21 protein-coding genes are annotated in these 14,147 nt (G+C 59.7%); all 21 read right to left on the reverse strand.

The annotated features are described in order from the left end of the window. Positions 1–10: 10 nt before the first annotated feature. Positions 11–619, reverse strand: coding sequence for a phage baseplate assembly protein V (locus ACR1XV_RS05590; protein ID WP_480529405.1), 609 nt, complete (start codon positions 617–619; stop codon positions 11–13). Continuing rightward, entirely contained in the window at positions 619–1,149 is a 531-nt protein-coding gene (locus tag ACR1XV_RS05595) for a hypothetical protein (RefSeq protein WP_480529406.1), read from the reverse strand. Before ACR1XV_RS05595 ends, ACR1XV_RS05590 begins: the two co-directional genes overlap by 1 nt. Continuing rightward, positions 1,146–1,625, reverse strand: coding sequence for a phage virion morphogenesis protein (locus ACR1XV_RS05600; RefSeq protein ID WP_480529407.1), 480 nt, complete (start codon positions 1,623–1,625; stop codon positions 1,146–1,148). Before ACR1XV_RS05600 ends, ACR1XV_RS05595 begins: the two co-directional genes overlap by 4 nt. Continuing rightward, positions 1,625–2,050, reverse strand: coding sequence for a gp436 family protein (locus ACR1XV_RS05605; protein ID WP_480529408.1), 426 nt, complete (start codon positions 2,048–2,050; stop codon positions 1,625–1,627). Before ACR1XV_RS05605 ends, ACR1XV_RS05600 begins: the two co-directional genes overlap by 1 nt. 385 nt (positions 2,051–2,435) lie before the next feature. Then, positions 2,436–2,903: a hypothetical protein gene (locus tag ACR1XV_RS05610; RefSeq protein ID WP_480529409.1), complete on the reverse strand. Its 468-nt coding sequence runs from the start codon at positions 2,901–2,903 to the stop codon at positions 2,436–2,438. Between the two features lie 78 nt (positions 2,904–2,981). Next, a complete protein-coding gene (locus ACR1XV_RS05615; protein ID WP_480529410.1) occupies positions 2,982–3,890 on the reverse strand; it encodes a Mu-like prophage major head subunit gpT family protein in 909 nt (302 codons plus the stop codon). Positions 3,891–3,938: 48 nt separating this feature from the next. Further along, complete coding sequence (locus ACR1XV_RS05620) at positions 3,939–4,331, reverse strand: hypothetical protein (RefSeq protein ID WP_480529411.1); 393 nt, start codon at positions 4,329–4,331, stop codon at positions 3,939–3,941. Positions 4,332–4,375: 44 nt separating this feature from the next. Next, on the reverse strand, positions 4,376–5,428 hold the full coding sequence (locus ACR1XV_RS05625) for a phage protease (RefSeq protein ID WP_480529412.1): 1,053 nt from the start codon (positions 5,426–5,428) through the stop codon (positions 4,376–4,378). A gap of 337 nt (positions 5,429–5,765) precedes the next feature. Then, a complete protein-coding gene (locus tag ACR1XV_RS05630; RefSeq protein ID WP_480529413.1) occupies positions 5,766–6,989 on the reverse strand; it encodes a phage head morphogenesis protein in 1,224 nt (407 codons plus the stop codon). Next, the gene (locus ACR1XV_RS05635) at positions 6,982–8,553 is read right to left on the reverse strand and encodes a DUF935 domain-containing protein (protein WP_480529414.1); all 1,572 of its coding nucleotides are present in this window, start codon (positions 8,551–8,553) and stop codon (positions 6,982–6,984) included. The genes ACR1XV_RS05630 and ACR1XV_RS05635 overlap by 8 nt, the downstream gene beginning before the upstream one ends. After that, complete coding sequence (locus ACR1XV_RS05640) at positions 8,546–8,716, reverse strand: hypothetical protein (RefSeq protein ID WP_480529415.1); 171 nt, start codon at positions 8,714–8,716, stop codon at positions 8,546–8,548. Before ACR1XV_RS05640 ends, ACR1XV_RS05635 begins: the two co-directional genes overlap by 8 nt. Before the next feature lie 137 nt (positions 8,717–8,853). Further along, positions 8,854–10,521 (reverse strand): hypothetical protein, encoded by a 1,668-nt coding sequence (locus ACR1XV_RS05645; RefSeq protein WP_480529416.1) that lies wholly within the window; start codon positions 10,519–10,521, stop codon positions 8,854–8,856. Further along, a complete protein-coding gene (locus ACR1XV_RS05650) occupies positions 10,518–11,087 on the reverse strand; it encodes a DUF3486 family protein (RefSeq protein WP_480529417.1) in 570 nt (189 codons plus the stop codon). The genes ACR1XV_RS05645 and ACR1XV_RS05650 overlap by 4 nt, the downstream gene beginning before the upstream one ends. A 2-nt stretch (positions 11,088–11,089) precedes the next feature. Then, the gene (locus ACR1XV_RS05655) at positions 11,090–11,407 is read right to left on the reverse strand and encodes a VpaChn25_0724 family phage protein (protein ID WP_480529418.1); all 318 of its coding nucleotides are present in this window, start codon (positions 11,405–11,407) and stop codon (positions 11,090–11,092) included. Further along, positions 11,404–11,655 carry a hypothetical protein gene (locus tag ACR1XV_RS05660; protein WP_480529419.1) on the reverse strand — a complete coding sequence of 84 codons (252 nt, stop codon included), beginning with the start codon at positions 11,653–11,655 and terminating at the stop codon, positions 11,404–11,406. The genes ACR1XV_RS05655 and ACR1XV_RS05660 overlap by 4 nt, the downstream gene beginning before the upstream one ends. 1 nt (position 11,656) lies before the next feature. Further along, the gene (locus tag ACR1XV_RS05665; RefSeq protein WP_480529420.1) at positions 11,657–12,025 is read right to left on the reverse strand and encodes a hypothetical protein; all 369 of its coding nucleotides are present in this window, start codon (positions 12,023–12,025) and stop codon (positions 11,657–11,659) included. Next, a complete protein-coding gene (locus ACR1XV_RS05670) occupies positions 11,998–12,429 on the reverse strand; it encodes a hypothetical protein (protein WP_480529421.1) in 432 nt (143 codons plus the stop codon). The genes ACR1XV_RS05665 and ACR1XV_RS05670 overlap by 28 nt, the downstream gene beginning before the upstream one ends. Continuing rightward, positions 12,419–12,640: a TraR/DksA C4-type zinc finger protein gene (locus ACR1XV_RS05675; RefSeq protein ID WP_480529422.1), complete on the reverse strand. Its 222-nt coding sequence runs from the start codon at positions 12,638–12,640 to the stop codon at positions 12,419–12,421. The genes ACR1XV_RS05670 and ACR1XV_RS05675 overlap by 11 nt, the downstream gene beginning before the upstream one ends. Then, complete coding sequence (locus tag ACR1XV_RS05680; protein WP_480529423.1) at positions 12,637–12,921, reverse strand: hypothetical protein; 285 nt, start codon at positions 12,919–12,921, stop codon at positions 12,637–12,639. Before ACR1XV_RS05680 ends, ACR1XV_RS05675 begins: the two co-directional genes overlap by 4 nt. Beyond that, positions 12,918–13,499, reverse strand: coding sequence for a holin family protein (locus ACR1XV_RS05685; RefSeq protein ID WP_480529424.1), 582 nt, complete (start codon positions 13,497–13,499; stop codon positions 12,918–12,920). Before ACR1XV_RS05685 ends, ACR1XV_RS05680 begins: the two co-directional genes overlap by 4 nt. Then, on the reverse strand, positions 13,490–14,101 hold the full coding sequence (locus tag ACR1XV_RS05690; RefSeq protein WP_480529425.1) for a holin-associated N-acetylmuramidase: 612 nt from the start codon (positions 14,099–14,101) through the stop codon (positions 13,490–13,492). The genes ACR1XV_RS05685 and ACR1XV_RS05690 overlap by 10 nt, the downstream gene beginning before the upstream one ends. Positions 14,102–14,147: the final 46 nt, after the last annotated feature.

Below are 14,147 nucleotides of genomic sequence, written 5' to 3' on the forward strand. Positions count from 1 at the left end.
ATCTGTTTCCTCAGTTTGGTGTGCCGGTGTTTGACGGTCCGGGCTCGATGCCCGAATGCCTGTGGGTCGCGCCAATGTTGACGCCATTGTGGGTGAAGGTTGCGCCAACGGTGGTCAGGCCGCCGTTCAGCGCGAGATCACCGTTGATTTCGACATCGCCGGTGATCGTGACATCCCCGACGATATCGATGCCGCTGGAACTGACATGGACGGACACACCGCCGACCTCGATCAATGATCCATCGTCCTTGGTGGTGATCGTGACCGCGCCAAAGGTGTAGACCGTCGCATCGCCGTCACCGGATGGGGCCCCATTGTCGCCGGTGAATCCACCATGAACGGCAAGCGACTTCTCATCGATGTCACCGGCGGGTGAGAGAACGGTCATCAGCTCACCTACGCTTGGCGGGTTCCAGGTCTTGCGGGCGCCGGCGCGTTCGGTCCATCTGATCCATGGGGTTTCAAGGGGGTTGCCATCGTTGCCGACGTCCACCTTGACGCGCTGATTGCCCGCATCCACCGAAACCACGCGCCCGGATCGGATCACGTTCGCCTGGGCGCGTTGCAATTCGGCGATTTGCCGGGCCATGTTCGCGATCATCTTTTCGATACCGGCCATCACAGACCCTCGGGCAGTCGGGTGATATCGATGTTCAGATCGACATCAGCGGGAATTACGGCTGCGGGATCGGGGGGCAATCCCGGCGCTGCGCTGTCGCCCAGACGCAAGCTTTGCGTCCAGGACACGGAATGCAGCGACAGACCTTTGTCATCGACAGCGCCCGAATAGAGCGCATCCATGCGCAGATTGGACGGAAGGCCAACGCCATATCCATCGCTGAACCGGTTCAGCTCGATCCGTTCAGCAACAGCCTGCGCGAGATCCACGCCCTCGGTCGCGCGATCCCGCCCTTCGGTGGCGATGAATACAGCGAAAGCGCCCTCAAAGCGCCGGGTTTCATCCGCTTTCGGCTGGGTGCGTGGTGCACCCAGAAAGGCGATCCGGAGCGCGGGCGGGCGGAAGCTGCGGCGGGTGATTTCGCTGACGTCGAAGCGGCCGGGGCTGATCGCAATATCGCGGACCTCGGAGCGCGGAAAGACAGCGGTCAGATCGTCTTGGATCGCAGTCAGTAAGGTTGAGATTTTCATTGCAGCAACTCCTTTACGAAGTCGGCCACAACGTCCTCAATCTCTTCGGCATTGTCGGCACTGATCCCCAGATAGGGGCGCGCAGGCATAGTCACGCTCTTGGCGAACACGGTGTCATTGCCTCGCCTGAAGGCCAACGCCTTTGCAATCTTGGCCTTGATGACACCGCCAAAGTGGTGGATCGCGGCATAGACCAGCGGCGATCCGACCGTGATCTGACCAAGCCCGGTCTGATAATCGATGCTGTCATGCAGCGCGCCGGTGGCGTAAAGCGTCGGGGATTTCTGGTAGTTTTCTGGCCACTTGGTGCCGTCAGGCCCTTCCTTCTCAACCTCGATGCGCCGGCGCGTCTGCAACTGGATCAAGCGCCCGATCGTATCCATCAGCTCGAACCGATCCCAGCCGGTCACGCGCTCGATGGTCCGAGACGCGCGGTCCAGATTGTTGAGCTGCATATCAACGGCGAGGTCGGCCATCAGCCACGGCCCCGACCAAAGCGGCGCGAGCGCGCGGTGAAATCTGCGCCAGATGATGCGCCGATCTCCGAGCCCTCGACAACGGCGCTGGGTTCGTCCGTGCCCAAGCCAACGATGCCCTTGCTGATTTTGGTTAAGAGGGAAATGGCCTGATCGTACCGGGTTTCCATGGTGTCAGTGAGGCGGGCATGGGAATTGGCGAGGATATAAACCGCGATGTCGATGCAGGGGCGACGCAACACCTTGAGCTCACCGGTCAACGGCAGAGTGTAGCGGGTCGACAGATACCCGTCGATTTCACCCGAGGCATCAGACAAGGCTTCATCAACCGCCGCGTCAGGATCGGCCACGTCAACCGGCGTGATGTCCTGAAGAAACTCAGCGCCGTAAATCCGCTGGATGTCGTCTCGGGTGGCGTAAGGCATTTCAGTCCTCGATCATGCGATGTGTTGGGGGTGAGCTATGGCTCCTACCTTCGAAGGTTCCCTGCGCCGGTGGCTGGGATCGACCCCAGCCCGTCTTGAAACCGGCGGTCTATGGGTGCTGACGGACTTGCGACCCGGATCAGACCCCCTCTCTCGCTGGTATGTCAGGCGTGCCCGAGGCGACGGGCACGTTTCTTGGCTTTGCGTCTCCGCGACCGGCGCGCATCGCGGGCAACAGTCATCTTGGACTTGCCAAACGGCGGCGAATGGAAATTTGCGTCCGGCATAGGCGGCGACGGCTCAGGCATCGTCAGCGCCGCCAATATGTTGGCACCGAAAGCACTGAAAAACGGGAACGAGCGATTAAGCATGGGGCCCCTCTGGATCAGTCTTCTGCTTCGCGAGCGACCGGGGCCACTTTCAGCAGCGGATCGTCATTGATCGCATCACGCTGGGCTTCAGTCAGCTTTGAGGCATCCAGCGTGACACCTTCGCGCGTGAAGCGCATACCGGCGCGACGGCGTGGATGGTCCTGCAAGGTCGACACGCGGACGAATGGGCCTTCGGTGATCAGCAGCTCAGCATCAACCGAGACCTCGCCTTTGCCGTCATCTTCGCCAATGACCACCGCAGCATCACCCAATGCGATCTGTTTGCCATCAACTTCGATGCTGACATCGGTTGCGGTTGCCTCGGATGGCTGCTGTGGTGCGTCGCCAGTACCATTCTCAGCCGGTGCCGCCGCTTCGGTCTGAGGCACCGCGTCGGTGCTGGCGGGTGTCTTCACCTCGTCCTTGACCTGATCCGAAGCGGCAGGTTTGCGGCGGCTGGTCTGTGTGGTTTTGCGGGCCATGTTCAACTCTCCTGTTGATCGGTTGAATGAAGCGGACCCCGAATGCGCAAGGGGTCCGCTCTGACAACCGACCGACTGTTATGCAGCCAGCCAGGGTGACATCAGGATTTCGGCTTTGCCGTAGTTCTTGTTGTCCTTGCCGCCATCGGTGCGTTTCACCTTCAGGACTTCTTCCGCGTCGTCTTCCAACGCAGGCGGAACAACCAGCAGGTTGGGCACAATCCCCAGCGGACGGCCCTGATCACCTTTCAGCGATGCCATGGCCTGACGCGCTGCGGCGAAACTGTCGGCGTTCAGGGTATCTTTGGACCCGAATGCAAGTTGCCAGTAAGAGTAGCCAGCGACACCGCGTGAGCGCGCGCCGTACAGATATTCATCCTGCATGAACGTGTGGTGCGACGTCTTGGGGTCATCCTGCGCGACCAATTCCGGGTCTTCGCGGTTCTGATAGATGATCGGATTTACCGACTTGTTGGTGCACAGCAGGAACCAGGCGGGGCCAGCACCGGCCTGCATGTTGGACACCGAGACCTCTTTGCCATCCACCATCACCGGATGATCATCGTCAAAGAAGTTCTGCCCATCAAAGCAGGGGTTGTTGAAGCCCGCCGCCAGTGCCTGAAAATTCAACTCGTCAGGATGGGTGGCCGCTGCCGAGCCCAACCCCTTGAAGGCCATCGAATAGGTGCCAAGCTGATTGTCCGAAATCGCGTCCCGGCTCACAGCGATGGTGCTTTCGAATTTCTTGTTCTTCAGGGTGTAGGCGTTTTCGTCCAGGCGATGGATGAACCGTTCGCCGATCCATTCCCGCATTCCGGGGATTTGTCCCAGCCATTCGTATGTTTCGATCTTGGTGGTGGAGTTCACCTCTTCGGCGATCTTCTTCCACATCGGATCGACCTCATCGAACGCATTCTGATAGATCGCTTTGAAACCGGTTGTGGCGCGGCTCAATTGTTCCGGTGTTACGTGCTTTCTGACGGGCATATCTCTTGTCCTTCGTCGTCTGAGAAAAGGGTTAAGGGCGGATCAGGATCAGAATTCGATCCAGACCTTGCCGCCCTCGATGTCGCGCACCACGCCAGCTTTCGACCGCGCATTTCCGCCATTGGTCTTGGCGACGGTTTCGTCATCGACCAGATAGCACTCGGCACCGATGTCAGCGGCGGTCAGTTCGTCAGCACCTGCGGAGTTGTCGAACTGGAAAGTCCCGCGACGGACCTTGACCTTTTGATCGCCAGCCGACTGATCGGCCGTTTCGATGCAGACGCCGACGGTGGTGACCGAGGCATTTGCAAAGCCCGGTTTCGCGGCACCGGCATCGAGGCACACAATGGCCCCCTTGTTGATCTTGACCCCGACAGCGAGGTCAAAGGCAAAATCAATGCCCTGCCGCCATGGGGTGTTGCGTTCGCCAGTTGTGGCCATCGGTCAGTTCCTCGTGGTTAGAAAGGGTGGTGGGGAAAGGCCGCTCAGGTGCGGCCTTTGTCGCGGGCAAGCTGTTTGGCGTAATCCTCTTCCGAGACGCCCAGCATCGAGCACATTTCCTTGTCCTCTTCGCTCAGCCCGTTGGCGTCGGTCTCGGCGTCGTCAAGCGCAGACGGGTCAGTGATCTTCGGCAGGGTTTCGGTCAACTTCTTGACCTCATCGAACCCGGCGTCGCTGGACGAGGCCAGCGCCACGTAATGAGCCTTGGAGGCCGGCGCGATCTTCCCAGCCGTCACAGCAGACGCGATCATGGTATCGATCTCGTCTTTACGGGCGGCGGTCTTTGCCGTTTCCAGTTCGCCCTCGGCCTCTTCTGCACGCGCCAGAACACGGTCGTAATCCGCGCGCGGCATGAAGTCATTTGTTGAGGGGGTTTTCGACGCCTTGGCGGTTTCCAATTCCTCATCCTTTTTCTGGATGGCGGTCAGGATTTGTTCTTCCGTGGCGTCTTCAGACAGGCCGAGGGCAGCGGCGATGGCTTTCAGCATTGGGGTATCTCCGGTTGTGCGGGTTTGAGCCCGTGCGAGGGCTTTCATCTGGAAGGCAGGGCGATTGACCAGAGCAAGCGCATCAAGCGCCGCAATCTCTTTGGTTTTCTTGTTCACCCGGAATTCAGGACTGACGAACCGCCATTCGCGACCGGCAATCTGTTCCGCCGCCCGAACGGTCCAGGCGACACGCGCCCAGACCTCGCCATCACGCACTTCCAGTTCCTCGATCCACCCTGCGGCGGTCTGGTCGCCATTCTCTTCGACCATGAAGCTCGACAGGTGATCGAAATCGACAAGAATGGGCTTCGCGCTGGACACATCCTGCGATGCAACGAAGGCGTCGGGGTCGGACATCTTGAATGACCGGCCATCCACCGTTGCCAGCTCGGGTCCAGCCGGGAAAATCTGCACCCAGTCCGGCGCGACGGATGCGCCGGCATCCTCGGTCAGTTCGAACGCAAGGGCGCGCTCCAGAAATTGCGCATCGTCATCGGCGCGACTGGCAAGATGCGAGGCGAATTCAGGGGATGTGCGGTTCGTTTTCATGGGACATGGAATGCCCCATGCGGGATCGCCTCACATTGGTAGCGCGCGCTACCACTCGCAGCGAATTTAGACCGCTATGGCAGACTTGGGGGGATGTCACCACTCATAGGCTGTCAGCTTCGATTTTGAAAGCGTTTTGAAAGCGTTTGAAAGCCCGGAGAGGGGTTTCGGGTATGGTGGGGCATTTTTGAAGGCTACGCGACTCAGCGGGCCGCTGAGCGCGTTTGGCGTTTTGTGGGGAGATTCGAGGCCGGAAGGTCACAACATCCTTCGCGGGATATACCCGGCTCTGTATGGCTCGGCCTCGATCAGAATATAGCACCACGCCCATCAACATTCAATCCATCGACAGATGACGCCCGGTTTCCCCGAACTGCTCCGACCGGATGCGGCGGAAGCTCTTGAGGTAGATCTCGCGCTGATCCCGCGTCAGTCGCAGGATTGCCGCCCAGGGCTTGCCGTCGATCAGCGCCTGCACAACGAAGGTGCTGGCGCTGGTGGCATCCTCATAGAGCTGACCGTTCTCGATCATCCATTGAACCTGAGCATAATCCGTAGCTTCGATCTGGGCGCGCTTACCAACCTGCTTATGTGCGTCAGCATTGGAAAACAGCACAGTGCGGGTGCGGGCACCGATCACATTCTGAAACCCGGCTGGCAGGATCGCCACGGGCAAGGCCATACGGCCCCGCTCGATGTTCGCCGGGCTGCGATCGGCGGGGCCGTCATAAGGCAGCTCTGCCCGCGCCAGCGCCCGAAACGGCTTGGCCCCCACGAGGTCCTGCACGGCCACATCACGGGCACCGGCGGGCAAGACGTCCAGGCGCTCAGACAGGAACTGCCGCAGGTTGTTCGCGCGGGTCGCTCCCGGATTGGTCTGCCAGCCAGGGTCTATGCCCTCGGGCACCTGAAACCGTTCCCCCGTCCGTTTGTTCGTCCAGGACCGTGTGACAACCTGCGGCCCACCGGTGCTGGGATCGTAGCCAAGGCTTTCGGCTTCGCGCTGGCTGATCTGACGAACACGGCACTGGCACAGCCAGCCATTCGGTGGGTAATGCGTCTGCCAGAACGGGTCATCAACGGGCAGGATGATGCCCACCCATTGCTGATGCTCCGGACGCCGTTTCTCGGCGCGGGACAATTCATAGATCAAGAACGGCAGGCCGCGCTTGGTGCGCTGGATGCGTTCCCATTCACCTGCGGCGCGCGCGGTGCTCACATTGGCCCAATAGATCGTCCGCAGGCGGCGCAACGATCCCAACTGGACGAGTTGCTTGCCATCGGGCCCATCAACAACCTGACGGCCCCACCAGCCCTTCTTGCGCAGGATCGGTTCGAGCTCGTCAATGAATTCGCCATAAGACCGAAAGTTCACAATGGCGTCGCGGGTGGCCGTACGCACATCTTCGAGGATGTCGAATCCTGCCGATTTGGCCACGGTGAACGCGGTTGCGTGTTCATGCGGGGCGACGTCGCGCCAATCCCAGCTCGGCTGGCTGCCCTTGGCATCAAAGTACCGCCTGACCTCTTCCGGGGCCTCTTTGAAAACCGCGTCAGCCATCGGTTTCGCCGTCGCCGCGCGCCTTCATGGTCTGGATCGCAACCCGGTCGGCCATTGTGGCCATGTCCGGCGCGATCTGGCTGAGACCGGTCAGGAAGTCATCGTAATTGTCCGCTGCTTTGGCGGCGGCCATGATGGTGGCAACGGTGGGGCCTACATCGGCTTCCCAGTGTTCCAGCGCCTCGGACACCAAGGGGTCCTCTTCCGTCTCGGCCGAGGCAAGGTGACGTTCGCCGCAGGATGGGCAAGCATGGGGTAGCCGGTGGGCGCGTTCAGTGGTCGATGGGTCTGTCGGAGTGGTGGCCGGCGCGAGCTGAAGAACCGCCTCGTCAGGATCAGGCACCCGGAACCCGAGCAGTTTGTTGACATCTGCCGAAGCCACGCGAACGCCCAAGGGGACAACCTTGCTCAAGGCGCTTGTTAGGACCTCGATGTCCTCGGCGTCCTCAACGGGAAGGCTGACCCACGGGGCTTTTACGTCCCAACCCCAATTGAACCCGACAAAGGGTGCGATCAAATCCCGGTTGATGGTGGTGGTGAGCTGGCGGGCATCGGCCTTCTTGATGTCGCCCCGCACCTCGTCATGGGTTTCCGATTGGGATTTGGATGACCCCTCATCGGTGGTCATGGTCTGGCCGATCACCGCCTTGGAAATCTGTTTGTCCAGATAGTCGGTCATCGCGCCGAACACTGCGTTGCCCTGACCGCCTTTGGCTTCGATGAAATCGATCTCCATACCCTTCGGAATGATGGCGGCGGCGTCCGACCCCAGATCCCGCACCGCCCGCAACAGGATGCGTTTTTCCCCGGCGCTTGCGGTGTCATCGTATTTGCCCAGGCGCAGGGGCATCCCGAACACCTCAAGGAATGCGGCCCAATCCTGCAAGGTGAACGTCTTGAGCATAAAGCACCACGCCACCACGCGCGCCAGACCACCACGCACGGTGAGGCCGGATTTCAGCTTGGGGCGATGGATGATCCAGCCATAGGGGTTCATCTCCAGACCATCGGAGGTGCTGTCGTCACGGATGCGCATCTGCCGCCCGGTCTTCTTGTCGAACTGGAAGTGGCGCGGATCGCGATGAACATACTCGCCCGGCTCCCACCGATCGGGGCTGAAATCCCACATGATCTCAACAGACGAATGGCCTTTGGCGATACCATCCAGAAGATCATCCACCATGTCGGCAAAGTCGGGCGCGTTCACCAGTTCCTCAACCGCATCGGCGATGTCCTGGTCCTGCTTGTCCTTGCTGACAGGCGTGACAATCGGTTCGATCCCCGAGACCGCGCGCTTACGTTGCCCCAGAACAGACGCATAATGGGCGTCCCGTTCTTCCATCTCTTCGGCCAGAGTGAGGAAGTCGCGATTGTCCCCCTCGTTGGCGGCTTTCAGAAGGTGGGCCAGTTTGACGGGATCCAGCCCTTTCGAGACCGTGTCCGCCCAGGGCGACCGAACGCCGGTCGCGGTGGGCGCGGCCTGTTCTTCGGTCAGGGTAGACACCTTGAATGGCTTGCCATGCTCATCAAGGATCGTGGACGTGCGGGTGGGTGCTTTAGCCATGGCTTTGCGATCCTTTATGATGGCCAGTGTCGAAAAGTGTGGTTGCATTCACGGCGACGACAGTCTTGCGCGTGATGCCCCATGCCAAAGAACTGATCGCAACCGGCAGCAGTGTATGGTTTCCCCCAACGGTGAAATCCGATTCGGCAAAGAAATCTTCCAATCATCAAATCCCCTCCTAAAAAGCTGGCGTACGATCTCGCCCACAGCGACAACACTGGTAGCGCTTGAAAGAACCAGAGCAGGGCTCCCAATCATGGCGACAAAGCAAAAGCTTGAGCTTGAGAATGAACGACTGCATCACCAAAGCCCCCCTGATCTGCGAAAACTGCCCTCATCCGACTGGCCGAATTCATCATCCCAGCCGTCATCGTCGCCATCACCATCCAGCGACTTGACGGACGCATATTCGTAAGTGCTGACAGGCTGGCGGCTGGCGAAGTAAGCCAGCGCCCCGGCCACCGCCGTATCGCCGTGGCGGTTGAAACCGTCCGACCCCTTGAAGCGGAAGCTTTGCGGAACCCGGATCACACCATCGACAAACTGCAACGCCTGATGGTCCTGAAGAACATCGGCATGGCGCGGCAGGATGACGGTGCCGTCGCCAAACGCGGCGATGTAAGGCGGCATTTCCTGCCGGTACCATTCCTGACTAAACGACACCTCGACGATCTTCTCGCCATAGCGCTGCGTTGCGACCTCGGCCAGATAGGCCCCGTTCCCGGTGCGGTCCATCGCGCCTTTGACGAATTTCGGCAGGCGGTCGAGAATGTAGAACAGGATCTCGCGCTGCTGATCGAACGGCACGTTGCGGAGTTCGGCAATCAGCTTGGTCCGGCGTACCAGGTCATTGCCGATTTCCTTGATCACGATATCGGTGGCGTCACCCGATCGAGCAAAGTCTTCGCCCATGACGTGCTGTTTGTTCGGATCAAGGGATTTCAAAACCTTTTCGAGATGCTTTCGACACCAGTCCAAAGCCTCGGCCGTGCGGAATGCGCCAGGCGCATTCTTGAAATCATCGTCGCAGGTGAACCGCTCGAAGGGGATGCCATCCTGCATACAGGCCTCGATCTGAACGCGGGTCAGCGCCGCGCCCTCGGCCTCGGCCGGGATCGCGTCCAGCTCCTGCCGCATGGCGGCGGTGCGCACACCATAGGAACCGCGCACGATGTTGGTTTCCCAATCGTCCTGCTTTTCCTGCGTCCACTCCCAGCCCTTGATCAGGCATACCCGTTTGTAGAGGCCGTTCTTAACCGCGGTGCCGAATGGTATGTGATGGATGGAAAACGGGTTCTTTCCGGCACGCGCTTCCAGGATCAATTCGTTGAACGGGTTCAGCACCCCATTATGGGTCGAAATCACCCGGACCTTACCGCCCCAGATCAGCAGGGCGTTCACGGCATCGATGACCGCGCGCACGTCGCGGTGGAACGCGGCCTCATCGATGACGACAACACCCTGAAGGCCGCGAATGTTCGCCGGATTGCTGGACAGCGCTTCGACCCGGTAGCCGCTGGCGAACTTGATGCGGAAAGCCGAGATGTGTTTGGTCGATCCGTCCGCCTGTTCGTCCTCGAACAGGAATTCTTCGATCTCAGCCAGTTCCTTTGAGACGATCTTGGCGAAGTGGGCGACATAGCCGATGAACTCGCGGCCCTTGTCTTTCGTGTCCCCGATATAGAACACGTTGTCGCCGCCCGCTGATCGGGAACTGGCGGCGATGATCGTATCATCCAGCGCCTCGGCAAACGTGATCCCGGTCCGTCGCCCTTTCTCGGCAAGCTTCAGGTCGCTTTTGTCAGCAAGCCATTCCTGCTGGTGGCGCATCAGAATGCCATCGGCCAATGGGTCCAGATCGTCAGGAACTTCCGCGCCTCGGGTCAGCCCATCCGGCAGGACATTTGGATCTCGATCGAGAACCGGTTTACCAGCTTGGGTGGTGGGATCGGCGGCAAGCGCATTCACGACTTCACCCCCAGAACCTCATCGCGGAAGAACTTGGCCTGCTCTTTGGTCAGACCCTTCTCGCTCTGCACCTTCTCGATGGCATCATCGACCTGCGTTTCAAACTGCGCCTGCAACTGGCGCTTGCGGTCCAGTGACAGCTTTTGCGAGCTGACAGCCGATTGCAGCGCACGAGCCAGTTCCATCGCACCTTTCGGGCCAAGCTGCGCGCCGCCATCTTCCATCATCTCGAAGATCAGCGTCTTGATGGTCTCGGCCGCCATGATGGTCAGATCGTCGGTTTCACCGGGATCAAGCCGTTCGGTCAGCGCCGAGGTGATCGCGCGTACCTCTTCATGTCGGCGCGCCATCGAGGCCAGCCGGATCGAATGCCGATTGAACGCCGACAGCGAAATGGGGCCCAGACCCAGTTCGGCAAGCTGTTCATTGAACTCGGCGTGGATGTCCTTCTGCAGGCGGTCGCGATCTTTCAGTTCCTGAAACGCCCAGGCGACAATGCCATCCGCCTCAGATGGCAGCATGTCGATCGAGGAAAGACGGCCCCGGCCTTTGCGGCGCGCGCTCATGATCAGGCCTTCCGGCGCGAGGGACGATTGATCCCATCAATCAACACCTTTCGGCTGAGATGGTCTTCACCCTGTTGAGTTATCTCCGCAACCAAGATGCTGCCAGCGGGTGTGATGTGAACCGCCTGTGCCTGTGTTTCCATCCAGCGCAATTGCGTATGCACATATTCCCGCGTCCGGTTGATCGCGAAGCTCTCCAGCAGCTTCATGATCATTGTGGAGTTCAAACGCCCGTCCGGTTCTTCGGACAGCGCGCGCAGGATGATCAGCCGAACATCGGCATTCAGGTGATCTTCGTACCCTTCAAATTTGAGGCTCATATGCTCGTTTCCTGTTGATTGGCGTCTTCTTCGCGTTCTTCTTGGGGACGGCAATCGGTGATTTCATCGACAGCCAGATTTCTGAACCCACCATCGTGGAACTCGGAGGTCGGGCGCACCCAGCGCTGACCGTCCCACAGGCTTTCGTAAATGGTCGCGGGTGTTAGGTCCGCCTCGATCAGGCAATCTCCGACAACGCGATACAAACCACCGCTTTTGACGTGCTGCCAGATTTCGCTTTGTTTCATCTCAGCGTTTCCCTTTCGATAGAGTGATCAGGAAATCCTCTATTCTGACGACCCCGGCCTTTGTGGCCTGTGTGTTGCTCTCCAGCACTGCGATGCGTCCGAGCGTCCGCTGATGAGCCAGCTCAAGCCCGTGTATCTCCTTGAGTGTCGGCAGATTGCGTACGTCTTTCTCGACATCCCCGACCCGCGAGCCAAGCGCGTCGACCTTCTCGGCCAGCTCCGCGAGCTGGCCCGAGGACACGATCTTGCTCCGGTCCCCGGCCAGCCAACCTTTGTAACGCAACACGAACCCGATAATCAGAACCGAAACCACCACCACCGCGCCGATCGGGCCGCCGTCCTCTAGGATTGGTAAGAGGTACTTTTCCATGCGAGATAGGCTCCTGAAATTGCGCAGACGCCCGCGAGCAGGCTGTAGTTGAGATTGGCTGTGGTTGGCAGGTTAGCGCCCCAGAAGTTCCATGCGATGACGGTCCAGCACCCAGAGGCCAAGGCCATTGCGATAAACCGAAACTCCAACGCGTAGGTGCGAGGCCAGAGCATGGCGGCGAACTGGAACACTCCGGCAGCGCCGAAGAAATACGCCCAGGTGAAAGCCTCCGATCCGACAAACCCACGATAGGCGTTGTGATCCAGAATGCCGGGCATGATCAGCAAGAGTTCGGCCCAAGCCAACAGGTTCAACGCCGAAAACAACTCAAGCAACCGAACCTCATCATGGAGCGTAAACCGCCAAATGGCGCGGGCCGCGCGGAAACCTAGTCTATCGTGCATACTGACGTGCCTCCCGCTCTGATGCGGTCTGGCATTCCAGACAGCGCTTCGCAAACGGTGCCGCCGCTCGGCGCGCCTCTGAAATCAGTTCACCGCAGTCCTCGCATTCCGCTGCCCCGGAGCCGGATACAGCGGTTGTGGCCATGTTGACGAAGTGATCGCGCTCCTGATCTACGCGAGCTTCGCTGAATTCGAGAAACCGGTCGCTCATCCCTGACCCTCACAGGTTGCTTTGGCGACATCGACGATTGCGCCATTTGCTGACAGTTCCGCGATTTGGTTCAATTGCGGCACAAGGGCGCGCTGATCCAGTGCAACGGCGAAACCGCAGATGTCGCCAAAGACCACAGCAGCGACGGCCCCGATCTGCGTCAGATTGGGGTCTTTGATCCCCGCAGCTTCAAGCTGATCTCGGATCAGCGCGTGAATGATGGCGGCAACATCCTTCCGGTTGACGCCGGGCAGCAGAGCTTGCAGTTCGGCTTCGGTCACTTGCCCGCCTCACTTCTCTTCCAGGCCTCGACGGCCAAGTTTTCGTCATGGGTGGTGACATCCTGCGCAAGTTCCGAGTCCGTGCCAGTATCTGCGATGCCCGGACTGGTGGCATTCAAACCCCGCAGGGCTGCGATGTTCTCGACAACCACCGGCGCGCGCGAAAGCGTCTCCGCAATCGACCTCTGGAACTGCTGGGTTTTCATCTGATGTCGCGCCCCAAAATAGAACGAGACGACGACGCCCATCAGCCACCAAAGCGGCTCTGGCACCAGCGCAAGCCCTTGCATCCGGGCGGCAAACCAAACCGGATCAGTCATCGCCGATGCAAACAGGAAGATAACCGACAGCGCCATCAGCGGACGCGGGATGCGATTGACGCCATCAACCAGACTGTCAAACCGGGTCGTTTTTGCCGCTGCGAATTCGGCGGCGAACTGAGCCAACGTGGCCTGATCATATTCGGACGAACGCTGCGCCCCAGCCTCAGTATTCTCCCGGAACACTTCGGCAGTATCCTTGATCACATTCCGCCCACCGCCAAACAGAAGGCCCATCACACCGTCTATCAAGCCCATCGTGAAACCCTTTCCTCGAATTCGCGGTCTCTCATGCGGAACTCAGGCCGCATGAATTCCTCGGCGCGCTTGATCCAGCCGCCTTTGCCACCTGCGCGCGTGCGCGCATATTTGCGGGATGCGGCGCGGCGATCTGCCAGCCGGAAATAGTAGTTGCGCCGGGCGATCCCATAGGCATCCACCAGAAAGAGCCCGGCCTTGTCGTAGGCGAGTTGAGCGGCTTTCGCGGTCACTGGCCCAAGAGCACCATCTACCGCCAACGGATGCCCGAACTGACGCAACAGTCGCTGCAGGATTTTTACAGCGTTGGCCCCGGCATTCACGTGCATATCGAAAACCGAGGCCTGCAAGGGCTCGGGCAGCAGATTGATGCGAGGCTTGGTGAAGTAATGCTGAACGAAGATATCGACAGCCTGATTTCGGGACAGCTTGCGAACATCCTGAACGTCCACATCGCCGTCGCGGTCCAGGTCCAAGCCCAAACGCCGCATCGTGTGGATGGTGACGCCAAATTTGGTGGCACCACCCGGATCGTCAGGATCGTTAACAAAGCCGCCTTCGCGGCCAACGATCTCTTGGGCAATGTCTCTTACAGATTTCACGAAAAAGCCTCCGACCATTTGGGTCGAAGGCAAACTATTCGCTCTG

The organism is Ruegeria sp. AD2(2025), from assembly GCF_056542385.1.

Coding starts and splice junctions, on each gene's coding strand:
- ACR1XV_RS05670 (WP_480529421.1), bottom strand. CDS start 12,429: ATGCACGATAGACTAGGTTTCCGCGCGGCCCGCGCCATTTGGCGGTTT.
- ACR1XV_RS05665 (WP_480529420.1), bottom strand. CDS start 12,025: ATGGAAAAGTACCTCTTACCAATCCTAGAGGACGGCGGCCCGATCGGC.
- ACR1XV_RS05610 (WP_480529409.1), bottom strand. CDS start 2,903: ATGGCCCGCAAAACCACACAGACCAGCCGCCGCAAACCTGCCGCTTCG.
- ACR1XV_RS05675 (WP_480529422.1), bottom strand. CDS start 12,640: ATGAGCGACCGGTTTCTCGAATTCAGCGAAGCTCGCGTAGATCAGGAG.
- ACR1XV_RS05635 (WP_480529414.1), bottom strand. CDS start 8,553: ATGGCTAAAGCACCCACCCGCACGTCCACGATCCTTGATGAGCATGGC.
- ACR1XV_RS05600 (WP_480529407.1), bottom strand. CDS start 1,625: ATGGCCGACCTCGCCGTTGATATGCAGCTCAACAATCTGGACCGCGCG.
- ACR1XV_RS05620 (WP_480529411.1), bottom strand. CDS start 4,331: ATGGCCACAACTGGCGAACGCAACACCCCATGGCGGCAGGGCATTGAT.
- ACR1XV_RS05590 (WP_480529405.1), bottom strand. CDS start 619: ATGGCCGGTATCGAAAAGATGATCGCGAACATGGCCCGGCAAATCGCC.
- ACR1XV_RS05595 (WP_480529406.1), bottom strand. CDS start 1,149: ATGAAAATCTCAACCTTACTGACTGCGATCCAAGACGATCTGACCGCT.
- ACR1XV_RS05685 (WP_480529424.1), bottom strand. CDS start 13,499: ATGGGCTTGATAGACGGTGTGATGGGCCTTCTGTTTGGCGGTGGGCGG.
- ACR1XV_RS05655 (WP_480529418.1), bottom strand. CDS start 11,407: ATGAGCCTCAAATTTGAAGGGTACGAAGATCACCTGAATGCCGATGTT.
- ACR1XV_RS05625 (WP_480529412.1), bottom strand. CDS start 5,428: ATGAAAACGAACCGCACATCCCCTGAATTCGCCTCGCATCTTGCCAGT.
- ACR1XV_RS05605 (WP_480529408.1), bottom strand. CDS start 2,050: ATGCCTTACGCCACCCGAGACGACATCCAGCGGATTTACGGCGCTGAG.
- ACR1XV_RS05615 (WP_480529410.1), bottom strand. CDS start 3,890: ATGCCCGTCAGAAAGCACGTAACACCGGAACAATTGAGCCGCGCCACA.
- ACR1XV_RS05650 (WP_480529417.1), bottom strand. CDS start 11,087: ATGAGCGCGCGCCGCAAAGGCCGGGGCCGTCTTTCCTCGATCGACATG.
- ACR1XV_RS05630 (WP_480529413.1), bottom strand. CDS start 6,989: ATGGCTGACGCGGTTTTCAAAGAGGCCCCGGAAGAGGTCAGGCGGTAC.
- ACR1XV_RS05660 (WP_480529419.1), bottom strand. CDS start 11,655: ATGAAACAAAGCGAAATCTGGCAGCACGTCAAAAGCGGTGGTTTGTAT.